This is a genomic window from Terrabacter ginsenosidimutans, assembly GCF_039539425.1.
GTDB classification, from domain to species: domain Bacteria; phylum Actinomycetota; class Actinomycetes; order Actinomycetales; family Dermatophilaceae; genus Terrabacter; species Terrabacter ginsenosidimutans.
Window position 1 is genome coordinate 223,021 of record NZ_BAABDC010000004.1, and the last position, 17,854, is coordinate 240,874.

Here is a 17,854-nt window from a genome sequence, read left to right on the forward strand (position 1 = left end):
ACGTTGACGCCATGGCAGCCAGCAGGACGAGACGACGTCGGCACGAGACCCGCTCGAGCGCCGGGGAGCACCGGCTGTGGCCGACGCTCGCCGTCGTCGTGGCGGCGCTGGCGTATGCCGTCCTGCCCGAGAGCCTGCTCGTGGGACCCCGGCTCGCCATCCCGGCCGTCGAGCTCGTCCTGCTCGGCGCCCTCCTCGTCACCAACCCCCGACGCCTGGTCCGGCAGACGCGGTGGTCCCGCGGCATCTCCATCGCCCTGGCCTGTCTCGTCATCGCCACCAACCTCCTGGCCCTGGCGATGCTCGTGCGTGCCCTGACCTCGTCGAAGCCTGACGGCATGCCGCTGCTCCTGGCCGGCATGCAGGTGTGGCTGACCAACGTCATCGGATTCGGGCTGCTCTACTGGGAGCTGGACCGCGGCGGACCGGTCGCTCGGCACACCGTGGCCAGGGACCGCATGCCACCGGCCGACTGGCGGTTCTCCCAGGACGAGAACCAGGACACCGTCGTCGAGGTCGCGTCCACCTCGAGCGTTCGCAGCAACTGGCGCCCCGAGTTCGTCGACTACCTCTACGTGTCGCTCACCAACTCGAGCGCGTTCAGTCCGACGGACACCATGCCGCTGACGGCACGGGCCAAGATGCTCATGGGGCTCGAGGCGACGGCGGCGCTTCTCACCTCGCTCCTCGTCGTGGCCCGTGCCATCGGTGCCCTGGGGCAGTGACTGAGGGCCGTATTCATAAGCGAGACTGTTGGTTCACATAATGGATGGTTATTGTATCGATCAGGCCCCGTCGGCACACTGGTGGGCATGCCCAGCGACCACCACCTCACCTGCCCGTTCTGCTCGGGCGACGACGTGACGCCGTTCCCGGACCCCACGGCGGCGTGGTCGTGCCTGGACTGTGCCCGCGTCTTCCGGGTCGAGCTGGTGCAGCCGGCCTCCGTCTCCGGGTGGGGCGTCCTGCGGGTCGTCGTGCCGGCGCCGGCTCCCGCGTCCGCCGCGGCCTGACGCCCGCAGCCTGACACGGTGACCCGCGGGTAACCTGCGTCCATGACGCATCCGCACCTCAGGGTCGAGACCGACGGGCCCGTCCGCACCATCACGCTGGATCACCCGGAGAAGCGCAACGCGCAGACCCCCTCGCTGTGGGCGGCCCTCGCCGACGAGGCGCGTTCGGTGCCCGAGGACGTACGCGTCGTCGTCCTCCGCGGCGCGGGCGACGCGTTCTCGGCCGGCATCGACACCGCCATGTTCACGCCTGACGGCGTTCCCGGCGAGGAGAGCGTGGCCCAGCTCGCAGCCGGCGGCCCCGAGGCGATCCAGCGCGGGATCGCGGTGTACCAGGAGGGCTTCACTGCCTGGGGCGAGTGCCCGGCGGTCGTCGTCGCGCAGGTGCACGGCTACGCCATCGGTGCCGGCTTCCAGCTCGCTCTGGCGGCCGACCTGCGGGTCGCGGCGCTCGACGCGTGGTTCGCGATGCGCGAGACGAGCCTCGGGCTCGTCCCCGACCTCGCGGGCACCGGCCCTCTCGTCCACCTCGTCGGCTACGCCCGGGCGCTGGAGATCTGCGCGACCGGACGCAGGGTCTCGGCCCCCGAGGCGCACAGCATCGGGCTCGTCGGCTCCCTGGCGCCGGCCGTCGACCTCGACGAGACGACCGGGTCCCTCGTGGAGGCCTTGCTGGCTGCGCCTGCTCCCGCCCTGCGCGCGCTCAAGCCGTTGCTGCGCGGCGCGGTCCACGGCGACCGCGAAGCCCAGCTCGGCCACGAACGCGAGGCCCAGGTCGGGCTGCTGCAGACGATGCTGGGGCGCGCGGACGGCTGACCGCGGGGGTCCCCCCGACGATGTTCCCCGGTCCCGGGGAATCGCTGTCGGTGCTGCGCGGTTGGATGAAGGGACTACAGGAGGTCTGTTCAGTGGGAATGCAGCCGTGGATGGCGATGCGGTCGATGTCGCGTGACTCGTCGGTGGCCGAACGGAGCCTCTCACCAGGCACCCGTCGGAGGGTCCTGACGTATGCCGCGCCGTACCGGGCCGCGATCATCGCCTTCCTCGCGGTGGTGGTCCTCGACTCGGTGCTGGTCGTCACCGTGCCGCTCCTGATCAAGAGCCTCGTCGACGACGGCGTCATCCCGAAGGACTCGTCCGTCGTCGTGCGCCTCTCGCTCGTCGTCGCGGCCATCGCGCTCGTCGATGCCGTCCTGACGGTCATCTCGCGGTGGTACTCCTCCCGCATCGGTGAGGGCCTCATCAACGACCTCCGCACCCAGGTCTTCGGCCACGTGCTGCGCCAGCCCATCGCGTTCTTCACACGCGCCCAGACCGGTTCGCTCGTGTCCCGCCTCAACAACGACGTCGTCGGGGCCCAGCAGGCGTTCACGTCGGTGCTGTCCAACGTCGTCTCCAACATCGTGTCGGTCGTGCTCGTCGTCGGGGCGATGCTCGCGCTGTCGTGGCAGCTGACGCTCGGCTCGCTCCTGCTCGTCCCGCTGTTCCTCGTCCCGGCCAAGCTCATGGGCCGGCGTCTCGCGAGCCTCGCCCACCGGCAGATGACGCTCAACGCCGACATGGGCACGCGGATGACCGAGCGCTTCAACGTCGCAGGTGCCCTCCTCGTCAAGCTCTTCGGCCAACCGGCCCGTGAGGAGGCCGAGTACGCCGAGCGAGCCGGTCGGGTCCGCGACATCGGCATCCAGATCGCACTCAACCGCACGATCTTCATGACGGCGCTCACCCTCGTCGCCGCGCTGGCGACGGCGATGGTCTACGGCTTCGGCGGCGTCATGGCCGTCAACGGCACGCTCTCGGTCGGCACGCTGCTGGCTCTTGCAGCCCTGCTCGCCCGGCTCTACGGCCCGCTCACGTCGCTGTCCAACGTCCGCGTCGACATCATGACGGCGCTGATCTCCTTCGAGCGCGTCTTCGAGGTGCTCGACCTCGAGCCGCTCGTCAAGGAGCGTCCGGGCGCCGTCTCGCTGCCCGACGGTCCGCTCGGCGTCGAGCTGGACCACGTGTCCTTCCGCTACCCCTCGGCCGACGAGGTCTCGCTGGCGTCGCTCGAGTCGGTGGCGTCCGGCGACCGTCGCGGCAGCGGGGTCGTGCTCCACGACGTCACCGTCGGCGCCCCGGCCGGACACCTCATCGCCCTCGTGGGCCCGTCCGGCGCCGGCAAGACGACGCTGACCTCTCTCGTCTCCCGGCTCTACGACCCGAGCGAGGGCTCCGTGCGCATCGGCGGGCTCGACCTGCGCGACGTGACGATGACGTCCTTGCGCGACAGGGTCGGCGTCGTCACGCAGGAGGCGCACCTCTTCCACGACACGATCCGCGCCAACCTGCTCTACGCGCGGCCCGACGCGACGGACGACGAGATCCACGCAGCCCTCCGCGCCGCCCAGATCAGCGACCTCGTCGCTGAGCTGCCCGAGGGCCTCGACACGGTCGTCGGCGACCGCGGCCACCGGCTCAGTGGCGGCGAGAAGCAGCGGCTCGCCATCGCCCGGCTGCTCCTCAAGGCCCCGGACGTGGTCGTGCTCGACGAGGCGACCGCGCACCTCGACTCGGAGTCCGAGGTCGCCGTTCAGCGCGCCCTTGACGCAGCACTCGAGGGCCGAACGTCGATCGTCATCGCGCACCGCCTCTCCACGATCCGCCAGGCCGACCTCATCGTGGTGCTCGACCACGGCAGGGTCGTCCAGACCGGTCGGCACTCGGAGCTTCTCGCCCAGGGCGGCCTCTACGCCGACCTGCACGCGACCCAGTTCGACGACCAGGCGATGGCCCGCGCCGAGCGCGCGCCGGACCCTGTGGGCGCCCAGCTCACACCCTGAGGCCGGGCAGGTGCGGACTCCTCTGCGCTCGTTCCCAGAGTGGGCGGCCACCGCCCCGCGTCAGCGATCGAGCCGCTCCTCCAGGCCTGCCGCGAGGCAGGCCACCGTCACGAGGTCCACGAACCCCCCGACAACGGCAGCCAGCCGACGGTGGCGCACGGGTCCGAGCCGGAGGCGTACGTGCAGTCGCGTCCGCGCCGCGTCGACCGGCTGGAGCCGCAGGCACCAGGTCAGCTGCATCCGGCCCCGTGTCGAGCCGAAGAGCAGGTGCGACCCGGGTGCGAGCTCCAGGACGGTGAAGGTCGCGTCCGCGCCGCCCCAGTCCGGGATGACGTCCCCGACGGCGAGCCCCTGGAGGGCCGGATCGAGATGACGCAGCGCCCGGTGCCGTCGGGGGACGGCCCGCTCGACGGCCCCGGGGAGGTACCAGCCGCCCCGGTGCTTCCCGAGCTGGACCAGCCAGGGCCAGACCTGGTCGGGAGGGGCACCGAGCGTGAACGCCCGGTCCATGACGACGTCGGCGTCCACAAGGTCGTCCCCGGGCATCGGGGCCCGCTCCTCAGCGCGTGACGGACGGGCGAGCACGCGGCGCCTCAGCGGGTCGTCGACAGACATCCTTGCCTCGGGACTGCGATCAGCGCGAGATCTGCTGGAGCGCCCAGGAGTTTCCGTCCGGGTCGCTGAGGTGCGCGTACTTGACGCCGCCCATGTCCTGCACCGGCGACACGTCGACACCGTTGCCGACGAGGAGCTGCCGCGCCGCCTCGATGTCCTCGACGACGAGGTGCAGGTTCTGCACGCGCGGGGCGTCCGGGGAGCTCATCCCGACTCCGATGACGATCGAGCAGCTCGACCCGGGGGGAGTGAGCTGCACGACGCGCATGCCGTTGCCGGGCTCCACGTCGTGGTCGAGGACGAAGCCCAGCCCGTCGGTGTAGAACGCCTTGCTCCGGTCGACGTCGGTCGTCGGGAGGGGGACGAGTTCCAGGCGCATGTCCATGGCAGAAGGCTCCTTGCTGGGTGGCGGTGCTGTCGGAGATGTCCAGCGGATGGCTGGCGTGGCGCTGCGACACCGAACCCGACCCTCTCACCAGCCGGCCCTTCGCCGGCCCGCGACACGGGTGCGGCGGCGCCCGAGTGCCGATCGTGGAACGCGTACTTCGTCGCTGGGAGACTGCCAGACTGGACCGGTGACCAGAGCCGATCGGCTCAGCGGGCTCGACGCCATCTTCCTCCCGATGGAGACGGCGACCCAGTCGCTGCACATCGGCTCCGTGCTCGTTCTCGAGGGGCCGCCACCGCCCCCCGAGGTGTTCCGCGACCACGTCGCGGCGCAGCTGGCCACTGTGGCCGTCGCCCGCCGGAGGGTGCTGCGGATGCCACTGGAGCTCGGCCGACCCCTCTGGGTGGAGTCGAGCGTCGATCTGGAGGCGCACCTTCACCACGCCGTGCTCGAGGCCCCCGGACACGATGACCAGCTGAGCGAGGCCGTGGTCCGGATCATGGCCTCGCCCATGGATCCCGGGCGTCCTCTGTGGGAGCTGTGGCATGTGGACGGACTGTCGGCCGGTCGCTGGGCGGTCGTCCTCAAGGCGCACCACACGATGGTGGACGGTCGCACCGGGGCCGACCTGGTCCAGACGCTGCTGACGGAGCGCCCGGCCGATAGGCCTCTCCAGCCCGTCCGGGCGGAGCGCGCGGACCGGGCCACACCCCGACCGGTCCCGACCCGGACCGCGTTGCTGACCGACCTCGCATCGTGGTTCCTCACGCTGCCGCTCCGATGCGTTCGGCTGGTGCTGGGAGCCGCAGGAGCGCCGGGCGAGACCCGTCGACGAGTCAGCGAGCTCCGCCTCGGCCTGGCCCAGGTGCTCCGCCCCGACCTGCCGCCGTCGGTCCTCAGCGGCCCGCTCGCCTCGGAACGGCTCTGGGGGTGGACCGACGCAGACCTGGCCGCGGTGGCACGAACGGCGGAGGCATCGCGGTGCACCGTGAACGACCTGTACCTGGCCGCTCTCGCCGGCGGCTACCGGCGCTTCCTCACCGAGCGGGGCGAGGCCATGGACACCGTCGGTCTGCGGGCCATCGTGCCGGTGTCGAACGCGCAGCCGGGCCACCCCGGACGCGTCGGCAACCTGGCCTCCGCCATGTTCGTCGAGCTCCCCGTCGACATCCCGGAGCCCGACGCGCGTCTGCACGCCGTGGCCGCGCGGACCGCCGAGCAGAAGGCCCTGGGAGTGCCGGCGGCGACGGCCGCGGTGCTGCGCCTGGCGGACCACATCCCGGCTCCGATCTTCGCCTGGGGCGCTCGACGGTACGGACGGGCCGGGCAGGGCCGCGTCAACGTCGTGGCGTCCAACGTGCGCGGCCCGGAGCGCACGCAGTACCTGGCAGGCCGCCGCGTCCTCTCGATGATCCCCTACGTGCCGACGGCCCAGGAGATCCGCTCGTGCAGCGCCATGGTCTCCTACGCCGGGCGACTCACCATCGCGATCACGGCGGACGCCGAGGCGCTGCCGGACGCGGACCGACTCGTCGCGGCGGTGGCGAGCGAGCTCGAGGCTCTCGCGGGGCCGTCAGCCGGCGCCCAGGCGCGACAGGAGCCCACGGGCTGCCGACGGACCCTTGCCTAGGGTCTCAGGCGTCTTCCTCGTCCCAGATCCGGACCTTCTTCGCCCGGACCGGAGCCGCCTGGGGGCCGGCCGCGTCCAGGCGGGTCGCCGCAGCCTCGCGACGGATCGCGAAGATGATGAAGACGAGGCCGCCGGGCATGAACAGCCACCACTGGTAGGCGTACGCCTGGTGGGGTCCCAGGTCCTCCTCCGGCTTGGGCAGCAGGCGCAGGGGATGGTCGCCCGCGGCGGCGGCAGGCTGCTGGGCGCCGAGCACGAGGTAGGCGTCCACCCGGCTCAGCGACGGCACCTGGGTGCGTGCGTCGTCGATGTTGACGCTGGCCAGCTGAGGGCGCGGAAGGTCCCGACCGAGACTCACCTCGCCGGTGCGCAGCCAACCGGTGACCTGCACCGGACCCGACGGCGCCGGGTCGACGGGTGGGCTGGTCTCCGCGTCCGCGGCGTTGGGCACCCAGCCACGGTCGACGAGGAGCGTCAGGCCCCCGGTCTCCATCGGGGTCAGCACCTCGAAACCGACCGTGGAGTCGAGCGTCCGGTTGCGGACCAGCAGGTCGGAGCCCACGGCATACGTCCCCGTCAGGGTGACCCGCGTCCACTGCCGCTCGGCGGGGAGAGGGGACTCCACGAGAGCGGGCTCGAAGTTCACGGGCGTGGCGCCGTAGTTGCGCGCGATGGCGTCGACCTTGGTGCGCTGCTCGACGTGGCGGTGCCACTGCCACAGGCCGAGGTAGAAGCAGGCGACCCCGAAGAGGACCCCGACGAGGGTCCAGAGCAGCCAGCGCCGCGTCAGCCAGAGTCGAAGCACGGATCGACGGTACCCGGCCTGAGGTCGGACCCGGGTACCGGCCCGTCTCTGACCTGCGGTGACGACGCCGCGCTGCCTCCTCAGCCCGCAGAGAGTCCGCATCAGCGCCGAGGACAACGTCGAGGACCCGCGTCTCCATCTGGCACGACGCGACCCCCGAACACGATGCCGGCCCCGCCGTCCTCGGTCTGGGTCATGTCGCGCCAGATGGCTCGATCCAGCTCTCGGGTCACGGGCAACGGTTGAGCGTCCTGTCAGCGCATCAACGCGGAATGAGCTCGATTCCGGGCGGAGGCAGGCCCCTTGGGCACGCGTTGTCGCGTGCAGCCGGCTCAGCCATAACCGCCCGATCCGGGCCATCCGTGGGCGCCTATGTACCAGACGGCCGAAGTCAGCACGACGACCACGACGAGGGTGAAGAGCAGGCCGCCGGCCACGGGGAGGAACCAGCCGGGTGCGCGGCGTGACCGGACCGCTACCACCTTGACCACCACGGCACCGATGAGGACGCAGCCAAGCACCCCGTGCACGACTGTGCGCGTCGGCACGGGTTCTCCGCCGGCGAACGTCCCGGTCTCCAGGCCCAGCGCCCAGAGGCAGTGATAGGCGACCACCACGATGATCACGACCGCCACCGCTCCCGAGATCCGGTGGGCCGTCCCGACCCACGCGGGGGCAGCGGTGCTGAACCTGCCGTAGATCCAGAGGGCCCCGAGGAGCTGGAGCACGGCGAGGACTCCGACCACCACGGACAGCACGACCTTCATGTCGATGACCGTGCGGAAGCCCAACGTCGTCGTGCCCGCCAGGCTCGGATCATGAACCTTGCCGAAAACCCCGACGAGCAGGGCAACGACCGCGCCGGCGACGAACGCGGCCAGAGGGACTGCCATGCTCCTCGGCGACGCGTTGACTGCCATTGGTTCAGGATCCTCCTGGCCCTCCTCGTCCGCCGAGGAACGCGCGAACAGCCAGCCGATGCGCGACTCGGGGGATGGCCGAGGCCTGCCCAGGCGGCCCACGAGGAAGCAGCGAGCGGCAACTGGCCAGCGGTTCCAATTCCTCTCAGGGTGTCGCCTGGGTCGCACTGAGTACGTCGCACCGGCGAACTTCGGAGTCGTGGGTCTGCGGTTGGACTCGGAGAGGCTGGGGTGCAACGGGCGCCACTGAGCGTCACGAAGTGCTCCATGACGCGAATCCCACGCACGGTGACCAAGCCCCTTGGGAAGAATGGAGGGGCACCGGTTGCACGTTCTGCAACCGGAATGCGCCCTTCTTGTCGGAACGGGCTGTGCAAGGCGCGCGGTTCGCAGGACGTTGGACCCATGAAGATTCTGACGATCGTGTCCGCCGACGTGGACGAGGTCCGAGCCGGCGACCTTGTGGCCGGCTTCGAGAGCCTGCTGGCCAGCGGTCTCCCCGATGGCTTGCTGGAGACCCGGCTGCTCGGAGATGGGGAGGGGCACTGGGCGATCCACTCGCTGTGGCGAGATCGTGCAGCGCTCGGTGCCATGAGGGCGTCGGCCGAACCTGCGGCGCCAGCGTTCTTTCGAGGCTTCCAGGCGGAACCGAGACTGGCGGTGATGCGCGTGGTCGTGGACGGTGCGGGACGCGCCTGATCGGCGGGTCAGACCCCGGAGACACGATGGTCGACTGGCCGAGGTGACGCGCCAGGCTGTGCCAGTCACGGGCGATCCTGGCAGGCGTCAGGGCCTGAGCGTCACTGGAAGGCGCTCGTAGCCGCGCAGGATGCGGGTGCTCCTGCGTACGGCCCCGCTCTGGACGCGTGGCTCGGGGTACCGCTCGAACAGTGTCCGCAGCCCGACCTGGCCCTCCATCCGGGCCAGTGCCGCCCCGAGGCAGAAGTGTCGACCGGCGGAGAAGGAGAGGTGGTCGCGGGCGTTCTGCCGCGTGATGTCGAACGTGTCCGGCTCCGGGAAGACCCGCGGATCCCGGTTCGCGCCGGCCAGCAGCGCCACCATCACGGTTCCGCGCCGCATCGGCACGCCCGCGACCTCGGTGTCGGCCATCGTCATGCGTCCGGTGAGGAGCACCGGTGGGTCGACCCGCAAGACCTCTTCCACGGCGTTGGGCCACAGGTCTTCCCGCTCGGCGAGCAGCCTGCGCTGCTCGGGGTTGCTCGCGAGCAGCGCGATGCCGTTGCCGAGCAGGTTGACGGTGGTCTCGAAGCCGGCCGCAAGCACCAGCCCGGCGGTGGACCTCAGCTCGAGGTCGGTGAGGCCGACGCCGTCCTCCTGGGCGGCGACGAGCTGACTGAGCAGGTCGTCGCCCGGTTGTCGACGCAGGCCGTCGAGGTGCTGCCCCAGCCACCGGTCGAACTCGCGCAGCGCGGACTCGACCTGGCGGAACGTCGTCCAGGAGAGCCCGAGGTCGAGGCTGGGCGCGGCCGCGGCACCCAACCTGAGCACCTTCTCGCGGTCGCGTTCTGGGACGCCGAGGATCTCGGCGATCACGGTGACCGGCAGGAGGCTGCAGTACGTCGCGACGAGGTCGACCGGACTTCTCGGGTCGATCTGGTCGAGGAGATCGGTGGCGATCTGCTGAGTGCGGCCACGGAGGTTCTCGACCGCCCGGGCACTGAAGACCCGCGACACGAGCTTGCGGTAGCGGGTGTGATCCGGCGGCTCGGTCACCAGCAAGGAGGGCGGGGTGAGGGGACCGAGAGGCGCGTCCTCCATGGCCCACGCCTGGAGCCGAGCAAGGGCGCTTTCCCTGTCCGCGCGGAGGAATCGGGCGCCGGCATCAGGGTTGGACAGCACGGCTCGCGCCGCGGCATGGTCGACGGTCAACGAGGCGTACGTGCCTCGGTAGAACGGGACGTGCGCACGCAGCTCGTCCAGGACCGGCTCGAGCGCTGCCTGGTCGCCGGACTGGGTGGCCACGAACATGCGGCCATGGAGGTCGCCCTGCTTGGCCGATCGTCGCAGCGCGGCGCGGGGCAGGGCGTGACCCAGCGACCAGCGCAGGGCAGCGCGGGCCAGCGGCATGGGGGTGAGCTGAGTCAGGCTGGGCCTCCTGGGACGCGGCTGTCCACCTATCTTGGCTCGCGTGGTTGCCGCGCGGTGACCCTCCACGTGATTTCGCGGGTCTCGATGACTCCGGTGAACCGGCTGGGCCGTTTGAGTCCAGGTGGGAAAGAGACATGGACCGGGCCAGTTCTGAGTATGCGCGCATCGTGCGATTCGGTCGCGGGTGAGGTCGGAGGCGACGCAGTATGGGATGTGGCCACGACGCCGTCGGCCTCGGCCTGGGCCTCTGGGGCTTCGCGGCTGTGGTCACGTCGCGGGCGGGGCACGGCTGCCGAGCACTTCCGACCACGACCCGGGAGGAGGACCTCGGTCGGGACCTGAGCCCATCGCCGGGAGGGAGCGCAACATGGGTGCACCCACGGATGAGCTGTGGCGGCTGGGCGCAACCCGGCTGGCCGAGCTGATCCGCTCCCGGCAGGCCTCGAGCGTGGAGGTGATCGAGGCCCACCTTCAGCGGATCCAGGCGGTGAACCCCTCGATCAACGCCGTGGTCGTCGACATGGGCGAGCAGGCGCTCAAGGATGCCGAGGCGGCCGATCGTGCCGTCGCGGCCGGCGCCGAGCTGCCGCGGCTGCACGGGGTCCCGTTCACGGTCAAGGAGATCATCGATGTCGTCGGCACGCCCACCACGCAGGGCTTGAAGGCGTTGGCGACCGCCTACCCGGCCCGGGACGCCCCGGTCGTGGAACGGCTGCGGGCGGCCGGGGCCATCCCGATCGGACGCACGAACATGCCCAGTGGCGCGATCCGGTGGCACTGTGAGAGCGAGCTGTGGGGAGCCACGATCAATCCGTGGGACCGCTCTCGAACCCCTGGCGCCTCCAGCGCCGGCGAGGCCGCTGCCATCTCGACGGGCATGAGCCCGCTAGGGCTCGGCAGCGACGGCCTCGGGTCGCTTCGGCATCCGGCCCAATGCTGCGCGGTGGTGGCTCTGAAGCCGACCTTGGGCCGCGTCCCCATGGCAAGTTCCGTCGGGCCCGAAGAGATGACGACCATCGGCATCCAGCTGACCAGCGTCATCGGCCCACTGGCGCGGCGGGTCGTCGACGTGCGGGCCGCCTTCGAGCTCATCGCGGGGCCGACGTGGCGGGACCCGTGGACGGTCCCGGTCCCACTCCAGGGACCAGGGGTCGCCACGCCGGTCCGCGTCGCGATGGTCCTGGATCCGGCCGGTCGGGGGACCGCCGAGCAGGTGCAGGCCGGGGTACGCCGTGGGGCCGAGGCCCTGGTCGATGCCGGCTACGTCGTCGAGGAGGTCGAGCCGCCGGGGATCGACGAGGCGGCCCACGCGCTGCTGGTCATGCTCAGCACTCCCGGCACTCGCGCCGGCTATGAGCAGCTGCTGGAACCAATCGCGCCATCGGCGACGCGACGGTTCATGGCCGAGTTCTTCGAAGCCGCCGGCAATCCAGACGCTGCCGCGGCGGAACTGGCCTTCATGACCCGGCACGCGGTGCTGCGCCAGTGGGAGGAGCTCCAGCAGACCTACCCGCTGGTCATCGGCCCAGTCGCCACCGATGTCCCAGCCGTCGCGGGCACCGATCTGAACGAGGGGCAGGTGGCCCAGACGATCCGCACGATGCGCCTGACGACGGCCGTCAATGCCCTCGGCCTGCCAGCTGTCGCGCTGCCGGTCGGCATCGCGGACGGCCTGCCGCAGGCCCTCCAGGTGATCGGGCCGCGCTATCGGGAGGATCTGTCGCTCGATGCCGCGGCCGCGATCGAGGATCGGCTGGGGATCTTCACGCCCATCGATCCCAGGTAAGGACGTAGGAGTAGTCGATGGGCCGTATGCCGCTCTTGCCGACCGAGAACGCGCGGCATCTCCGGACCGATGACGAGCTGCGCCAGTCGCGGACCTGGATCCTTCGTTGGGAAGGCGACGACGGGACGTATGTCACGGGGGACGGCGTCCAGGGGAGTCGACGCGAGCCCGAGACGGACTGCGTCGCCGCGCTCTCCGCGGCAGAAGAGGACGTCCACTACTACGTTCGGCGGATGGCATGTCCGCGTGATGTCTCTCGACATTGACGGAGCAGGCGATGCCCCGCGTGGAGAAGCGGGCTCTGCCTGTGAGCAGACCCCTACGACTTCGAGATCGGCCGGGTCGACCATGCGTCCTCCATGGGGAAGAAGAACACCTCGCCGAGTGGGCGGCCAAGAGCGTGTGCGATGCGGAATGCGGTTTCCAGCGTCGGAGAGTACGCACCCTGCTCGACCGCGATGATCGTCTGACTGGTGACGCCGACCAAAGCACCGAGCTGTGACTGGCTCATGTCCCCGGCCTCGGCGCGTAACTCCCGGATCCGATTGGTGACTCTGGTCGGCTTGGGCTTGGGGGTCACCAAGTTCAGCTCTGGTTGTACGGCGCGATGCGGATCAACGCGTTCGCCAGCGCTGTGAGGAGGAAGGCAGCGCACCGTGACACGGTCAGCCAGAAAACGTTCCGCCCCGAACAGGCCCAGGACGAGAGGGACTCCGGCCAGGCCCGCGAAGACGTTCAGGGTGAGAGCATCTGCGCGCCTGCCGAGCTCACGGTCCCGTTCGTCAGGGCGTTGTTCCGTCGCCCGCGTCAGTCCGCCGGATCCGGATGGCTCGCCGGGACCTCCCTGCGCGGCGCCTCGCAGCCAACTCATCCGCACGATCGGGGTGCGCGGCCTCGGGAACCGACATTCGGCGGACCCCAGCACTCCAGCGCTTCTAATATGTGCCTCGAGTTGCCGGCCTGTGGCGTGCACCTTTTCCGCGTGACGACGGCACCCGCGGCATCGGAGGAGAAGCGTCATGACCCTCGACCACACCGCCGAACACCGTCGCCTGGCAGAGGCCAGGGGCGCGGCCGACGACGACCTGTTCACCGCCAACCCGTGGTACGAGTGGGGCCCCTACCTCTCCGAGCGGGCCTGGGGCACGGTGCGCGAGGACTACAGCGCGGACGGTGACGCGTGGTCGTCATTTCCGCACGACCACGCCAGGTCGAGGGCCTACCGCTGGAACGAGGACGGCATGGCGGGGATCTCCGACATCCGCCACGAGCTGTGCCTCGCCCTCGCCTTGTGGAACGGGCGCGACCCCATCCTCAAGGAGCGCATGTTCGGCCTCACCGGACCGCAGGGCAACCACGGCGAGGACGCCAAGGAGTACTGGTGGTACTTGGAGGGCCTTCCCAGCCACGCCCTGCTCCACTGGCGCTACCACTACCCGCAGGCTGAGTTCCCCTACCAGCGCCTGGTCAAGGAGAACGCGCGCCGCGGCCTCAAGGACTTCGAGTTCGAGCTCATGGACACCGGCGTCTTCGACGAGGGGCGCTACTGGTCCGTCGACGTCACCTACGCCAAGGCCTCGGCCACCGACCTCTACATGACGATCGAGGCCACGAACCACGGGCCGCAGGAGGCGACCCTGCACGTCCTGCCCACGCTCTGGTTCCGAAACACCTGGAGCTGGTCGCAGCGCACCGACCGGCCGCGCCTGTCGCTCGACGGGGACTCGATCGCGGTCGAGCATCCTCGGCTGAGCGGCTACCGGCTGCAGGCCGCGCCGGCGGCCGAGCACGCTACGCCGCGAGCGCTCTTCTGCGACAACGAGACGAACCTGGCGCGTCTGTACGGCGCTCCCGCGGTCACCGCGTTCCCGAAGGACGGGATCAACGACCACGTCGTCGGCGGTGCCGAGACCGTGAACCCGAGCCAGCAGGGCACGAAGGCAGCCTTCTGGTACCAGCTGACGGTTCCTGCAGGGGGGACCGGACAGGTCCGCCTTCGCCTCCACCGGCCGCAGGCCGCGTCGCCCTGGGACCAGCAGGCGTCCGACCGGGTGATCGCGGCTCGGCGCAGCGACGCCAAGGAGTTCTACGCAGCACTCGGTCCGGATCTCGATGAGGAGCGGATGCGAGTCCTCCGTCAGGCGGCCGCGGGTCTGGTGTGGAGCAAGCAGATGTATCCCTACCGGGTGAGCCGCTGGCTCGACGGCGACCCGGCGGGCCCGCCCCCTCCGGAGTCGCACCGGCACATCCGCAACGCCGGCTGGCGCCACCTCGACGCCTTCGACGTGCTGGCAATGCCGGACCCGTGGGAGTACCCGTGGTTCGCCGCATGGGACCTTGCCTTCCACGCGATCGCCTGGGCGCATCTCGACCCGGCGTTCGCGAAGTACCAGCTCACCGTGCTGCTACGCGAGTGGTTCCAGCACCCCAACGGCGCACTACCGGCATACGAGTGGAACTTCGACGACGTCAACCCGCCCGTCCACGCGCTCGCGGCCCTGCGAGTGTTCGTCATCGACGGGTCCACCGACACGGCGTTCCTGGAACGGGTCTTCCAGAAACTCCTCCTCAACTTCACGTGGTGGCTCAACCGTCAGGACCCGGACGGCAACAACCTCTTCGGCGGCGGCTTCCTGGGCCTGGACAACATCAGCCCGGTGGACCGGTCCCACCTCCCCGACGGCGTCCGGATCGAGCAGGCGGACGGCACTGCCTGGATGGCGGCCTACTCCCTGGCCATGTCGATCCTGGCTCTGCTGCTTGCGGGCGAGAACCCTGTCTACGACGACATGGTGGTCAAGTTCCTCGAGCAGTTCGTCATGATCTCCGAAGCACTGGAGACCTCCGGTCTCTACGACGCGGACGACGGGTTCTTCTACGACCGCCTCATCGACGCCGCGGGCAACTGCACGCCGATCAAGGTGCAGACGCTGGTGGGTGTCATCCGCATCCTGGCCACCGTCGGCGTGCCCCTCGACCAGATTCATCGGCTCGCCACCCTGCGCAAGGCCGCGGCTCGCCGCCTCGATGCCTCCGAACGCGACCAGGGGCAGCGCTTCCCGATCCGGGAGTCCGGTGGCGTGAACCGTGCCGTGGTCTCGCTGGTGACCCCGGACCAGGCTCGCCGCACGCTGGCCCACCTCCTCGACGAGGACGCCTTCTTGTCGCCGCACGGGCTGCGCTCGTTGTCCCGGAGACACTCCGAGCCATACGTCGTCCCCGGGCTCCCCGGCGCTGCCATCGACTACGAGCCTGCCGAGTCCACCACCTCCATGTACGGCGGGAACTCGAACTGGCGCGGCCCGGTGTGGATGCCGACGAACTACCTGGTGTTGCGATCGCTGCTGCTCTACGACGAGCTGCTCGGCTCCGAGTTCACCGTCGAGCACCCGACCGGCTCCGGCCGTGAGCACACGCTGCGCGAGGTGGCTGCAGACCTCGCCGATCGCCTCATCGGCATCTGGCTGCCCGACGGGACCGGGCGGCGCCCCGTCGCCGGCGGTCAACCGCTCCTGGCGGAGGACCCCGCGTGGAAGGACAACCTGCTCTTCTACGAGTACTTCCACGGCGACAACGGCGCGGGACTCGGTGCCAGCCATCAGACCGGATGGACGGCGCTCGTGGTCGACCTGCTCCTAGACCCGCCCAGCCGAGCCCGACAGGTGTTCGGACGCCAGTCCTCTCACGACGGGTAACCGGCCAAGCGTTCGGATCGACCGGTCCGCGGGCGGCCTCAGCAGGTGCCACACCGGCCAAGCCACTTCAGCGGCACAAGACCCAGCAGAACGGCCATGGAGCCGGAAACCAGCGGGTCAAGGGGCGGCCGTTCCGACGGACGGCGTCCTGGTCGCAGGTGCCCAGTGAGCACCGTCCACAGAGTCCGGACTGCCTGCTCGCTCTCGACCTGAGACATGCTGCCTCCCCGACCCTCGCAGGCGCGCCTCACACTACGACCGCACCAGACCGGATCAGGATCACTCCCCGCGGGCCTAGATCCCGAGCAGACACAGTGCCCGAACCAGCCGGCTCAGGTCCCGCCGTCGATCCACACTTGCAGGAAGCACCTCAGGGCCACGGGTACGGTTGCGCATCGCTCGACGTTGGGTGCCGCTCGCCCGGTCCCTGACCCGGACCGCGGACCTGTGACGCATCGCGCTCACCATCGCCGCCTCGCTACTCTCGTCCTACGCGGCCGGACGGACGAGTCGGGCCAGGCCCTCGCCATGGGCCCCGCCGCGGACCCGCGGATCGATTCGGTCGAGGGAGCAGGCAGATGAGCGCAGGAAACACGAGGTCGATGACCTTCCGGGCGAGCATCGGTGAGGCGGTCACCGCCCTCCAGGACGCCGCGGGCCGCGCGGGGATGCAGCTCCTCTCCTCGGATGCTGCCAGCGGGATCTTCGTCTTCACCGCCGGGCGGATGGTGCTCGCCGCCGGAGAGAAGGTCACCGCTCAGATCAGTGAGGTAGCTCCGGGCACGGTGCAGGTGACGCTGTCCTCGAACCTGCAGTTCGGCGTGGGGAACATCGGGCGCAACGGTGCCGGCCGCGACCGCATGGGTGACGCCCTGGCTCAACTCCTCCCGCCGGTCCCATAGTCAGGTGTGGCCCCAGCGAGGGCGGCGATGACCTAGCTATTCCCGTGCGCGTCGAACGACGCCCCGGTCGCTGCTGCCGATGCCCGGGTCGAGCCCGCGCCTGTGCGGCTGAGCGCGACCAAGGAGGGGCGCAACCCGGCGATGGCGTTCCTGACAGGTGTGCTGGTGATCGTGCTCCTTGGCTTTCGATGCTCTCAGGATGGTCCGAGAACCGTTCGGGCGTAAGCGGCGATCGGGGGTTCGGTTTGCAACCGGGGCGAGCAGGCGATGGTGCATTGCGTCAGAACCGTGCTTGCTGCCATGAGCGAGTGTCGCAGTTCGGCGGCGTCGAGGCCGGCCACTGTGTTCTCGATTCCCGGCGGCAAGTCGTCGGGGCTGTCGTCAAGGACTTGCGATAGCCCGTGTTGTGGATACGAGGTGCCTCTTGCGGCAGCCCATACCCGCCAGATGAAGTCTCGCGCTTCATGTAACCGACTATGTGCCTCCCACAACGATCCTCGCTGCAGATACTTGTCAGCATCCAGCAGGGCGCGCCAGCCACGAAACACCCACTCATGGACCTGCTCGGCCGACACCGTGTACGCGGATCGCTGCGTGCCCACCGGTCGAGGAGCACTGTCGGCCCGGTAGACGGTGATGAAGTCTGGCGCGGCATCACCGCGGCGCACCTCCTCCTCGGCGATCACGGCAAGGTCCAGCTGTAGCCGATCCACGTATTGCACAAAGACGCGCCGGATCGCGAGCCCATCCGAGGTCGGGGCATCCCGCAGCACGTCGACCACCTCACCGACCTCACCGAACGAGTCGACGAGCGCTTTCTCCACGCCCTCGATCACGTCCCTTCCGGAGCGCCCAGGCAGAGCCCCGACACCGACCGCGGCGTCGATGTCAGACAGCTCGTCGGCGACCCCGCGACCGATCGAACAACCTACTGACAGCGACGAGACCTCCGGTCGCGTGGAGCACCACGCCGCCAACCACTCGATCGCGGTCCGCTGCCGCGCCGGTCCAAGCATCGGAGGAACGTTGTCCACGCGAGGCATCATCGCAGGCCATCAGGCAAGCGTCCCTCACCGAGCCGTCGCACAGTCCACCGACGTATCGCTCCCGATCCCAGATACCGCCGCCCGGGCTGCACGAGACGAAGTCCGGGTCATGCAATGCCCACA

16 protein-coding genes are annotated in these 17,854 nt (G+C 70.2%); 9 read left to right on the forward strand and 7 right to left on the reverse strand.

The features are described 5' to 3' along the window. Window positions 1–11: 11 nt before the first annotated feature. From ABD831_RS13815 to ABD831_RS13830, 4 genes are all read left to right on the forward strand, one after another. Complete coding sequence (locus tag ABD831_RS13815; RefSeq protein WP_344947489.1) at window positions 12–725, forward strand: hypothetical protein; 714 nt, start codon at window positions 12–14, stop codon at window positions 723–725. 87 nt (window positions 726–812) lie between these two features. Next, a complete protein-coding gene (locus tag ABD831_RS13820; RefSeq protein WP_344947492.1) occupies window positions 813–1,013 on the forward strand; it encodes a hypothetical protein in 201 nt (66 codons plus the stop codon). 42 nt (window positions 1,014–1,055) lie between these two features. Further along, window positions 1,056–1,829, forward strand: coding sequence for an enoyl-CoA hydratase/isomerase family protein (locus ABD831_RS13825; RefSeq protein ID WP_344947495.1), 774 nt, complete (start codon window positions 1,056–1,058; stop codon window positions 1,827–1,829). 125 nt (window positions 1,830–1,954) lie between these two features. Beyond that, window positions 1,955–3,835: an ABC transporter ATP-binding protein gene (locus ABD831_RS13830; protein WP_344947498.1), complete on the forward strand. Its 1,881-nt coding sequence runs from the start codon at window positions 1,955–1,957 to the stop codon at window positions 3,833–3,835. A 60-nt stretch (window positions 3,836–3,895) separates the two neighbouring features. Here ABD831_RS13830 and ABD831_RS13835 read toward each other — a convergent pair whose 3' ends face one another. Together ABD831_RS13835 and ABD831_RS13840 are read right to left on the reverse strand one after the other, a co-directional pair. Next, window positions 3,896–4,381, reverse strand: coding sequence for a hypothetical protein (locus tag ABD831_RS13835; protein WP_344947501.1), 486 nt, complete (start codon window positions 4,379–4,381; stop codon window positions 3,896–3,898). 88 nt (window positions 4,382–4,469) lie between these two features. After that, the gene (locus ABD831_RS13840) at window positions 4,470–4,835 is read right to left on the reverse strand and encodes a VOC family protein (protein WP_344947504.1); all 366 of its coding nucleotides are present in this window, start codon (window positions 4,833–4,835) and stop codon (window positions 4,470–4,472) included. A gap of 190 nt (window positions 4,836–5,025) precedes the next feature. Here ABD831_RS13840 and ABD831_RS13845 point away from each other — a divergent pair, with 190 nt between their 5' ends. Continuing rightward, entirely contained in the window at window positions 5,026–6,468 is a 1,443-nt protein-coding gene (locus ABD831_RS13845; RefSeq protein ID WP_344947508.1) for a wax ester/triacylglycerol synthase family O-acyltransferase, read from the forward strand. A gap of 4 nt (window positions 6,469–6,472) precedes the next feature. Here ABD831_RS13845 and ABD831_RS13850 read toward each other — a convergent pair whose 3' ends face one another. Continuing rightward, window positions 6,473–7,273 carry an SURF1 family cytochrome oxidase biogenesis protein gene (locus tag ABD831_RS13850; RefSeq protein ID WP_344947511.1) on the reverse strand — a complete coding sequence of 267 codons (801 nt, stop codon included), beginning with the start codon at window positions 7,271–7,273 and terminating at the stop codon, window positions 6,473–6,475. 332 nt (window positions 7,274–7,605) lie between these two features. After that, window positions 7,606–8,166, reverse strand: coding sequence for a DUF6529 family protein (locus tag ABD831_RS13855; RefSeq protein ID WP_344947514.1), 561 nt, complete (start codon window positions 8,164–8,166; stop codon window positions 7,606–7,608). A 432-nt stretch (window positions 8,167–8,598) separates the two neighbouring features. Here ABD831_RS13855 and ABD831_RS13860 point away from each other — a divergent pair, with 432 nt between their 5' ends. Then, window positions 8,599–8,892 carry a hypothetical protein gene (locus ABD831_RS13860; RefSeq protein ID WP_344947517.1) on the forward strand — a complete coding sequence of 98 codons (294 nt, stop codon included), beginning with the start codon at window positions 8,599–8,601 and terminating at the stop codon, window positions 8,890–8,892. 87 nt (window positions 8,893–8,979) lie between these two features. Here the strand turns inward: ABD831_RS13860 and ABD831_RS13865 are convergent, their stop codons facing one another. After that, entirely contained in the window at window positions 8,980–10,281 is a 1,302-nt protein-coding gene (locus ABD831_RS13865) for a cytochrome P450 (RefSeq protein ID WP_344947520.1), read from the reverse strand. Between the two features lie 388 nt (window positions 10,282–10,669). Between ABD831_RS13865 and ABD831_RS13870 the strand changes: the two genes are divergently transcribed. Continuing rightward, complete coding sequence (locus ABD831_RS13870; protein ID WP_344947523.1) at window positions 10,670–12,088, forward strand: amidase; 1,419 nt, start codon at window positions 10,670–10,672, stop codon at window positions 12,086–12,088. A gap of 319 nt (window positions 12,089–12,407) precedes the next feature. Here the strand turns inward: ABD831_RS13870 and ABD831_RS13875 are convergent, their stop codons facing one another. After that, window positions 12,408–12,959: a helix-turn-helix transcriptional regulator gene (locus ABD831_RS13875; protein WP_344947526.1), complete on the reverse strand. Its 552-nt coding sequence runs from the start codon at window positions 12,957–12,959 to the stop codon at window positions 12,408–12,410. 148 nt (window positions 12,960–13,107) lie between these two features. On the opposite strand from ABD831_RS13875, the gene ABD831_RS13880 reads away from it, so the two are divergent. Beyond that, window positions 13,108–15,783, forward strand: coding sequence for an MGH1-like glycoside hydrolase domain-containing protein (locus tag ABD831_RS13880; RefSeq protein ID WP_344947529.1), 2,676 nt, complete (start codon window positions 13,108–13,110; stop codon window positions 15,781–15,783). Window positions 15,784–16,361: 578 nt separating this feature from the next. Next, the gene (locus ABD831_RS13885; protein WP_344947532.1) at window positions 16,362–16,685 is read left to right on the forward strand and encodes a hypothetical protein; all 324 of its coding nucleotides are present in this window, start codon (window positions 16,362–16,364) and stop codon (window positions 16,683–16,685) included. Window positions 16,686–16,879: 194 nt separating this feature from the next. Here ABD831_RS13885 and ABD831_RS13890 read toward each other — a convergent pair whose 3' ends face one another. Then, window positions 16,880–17,719: a hypothetical protein gene (locus tag ABD831_RS13890; protein WP_344947535.1), complete on the reverse strand. Its 840-nt coding sequence runs from the start codon at window positions 17,717–17,719 to the stop codon at window positions 16,880–16,882. Window positions 17,720–17,854: the final 135 nt, after the last annotated feature.

Coding starts and splice junctions, on each gene's coding strand:
- ABD831_RS13860 (WP_344947517.1), top strand. CDS start 8,599: ATGAAGATTCTGACGATCGTGTCCGCCGACGTGGACGAGGTCCGAGCC.
- ABD831_RS13870 (WP_344947523.1), top strand. CDS start 10,670: ATGGGTGCACCCACGGATGAGCTGTGGCGGCTGGGCGCAACCCGGCTG.
- ABD831_RS13840 (WP_344947504.1), bottom strand. CDS start 4,835: ATGGACATGCGCCTGGAACTCGTCCCCCTCCCGACGACCGACGTCGAC.
- ABD831_RS13830 (WP_344947498.1), top strand. CDS start 1,955: ATGTCGCGTGACTCGTCGGTGGCCGAACGGAGCCTCTCACCAGGCACC.
- ABD831_RS13855 (WP_344947514.1), bottom strand. CDS start 8,166: ATGGCAGTCCCTCTGGCCGCGTTCGTCGCCGGCGCGGTCGTTGCCCTG.
- ABD831_RS13865 (WP_344947520.1), bottom strand. CDS start 10,281: ATGCCGCTGGCCCGCGCTGCCCTGCGCTGGTCGCTGGGTCACGCCCTG.
- ABD831_RS13815 (WP_344947489.1), top strand. CDS start 12: ATGGCAGCCAGCAGGACGAGACGACGTCGGCACGAGACCCGCTCGAGC.
- ABD831_RS13825 (WP_344947495.1), top strand. CDS start 1,056: ATGACGCATCCGCACCTCAGGGTCGAGACCGACGGGCCCGTCCGCACC.
- ABD831_RS13835 (WP_344947501.1), bottom strand. CDS start 4,381: ATGCCCGGGGACGACCTTGTGGACGCCGACGTCGTCATGGACCGGGCG.
- ABD831_RS13875 (WP_344947526.1), bottom strand. CDS start 12,959: ATGAGTTGGCTGCGAGGCGCCGCGCAGGGAGGTCCCGGCGAGCCATCC.
- ABD831_RS13820 (WP_344947492.1), top strand. CDS start 813: ATGCCCAGCGACCACCACCTCACCTGCCCGTTCTGCTCGGGCGACGAC.
- ABD831_RS13885 (WP_344947532.1), top strand. CDS start 16,362: ATGAGCGCAGGAAACACGAGGTCGATGACCTTCCGGGCGAGCATCGGT.
- ABD831_RS13880 (WP_344947529.1), top strand. CDS start 13,108: ATGACCCTCGACCACACCGCCGAACACCGTCGCCTGGCAGAGGCCAGG.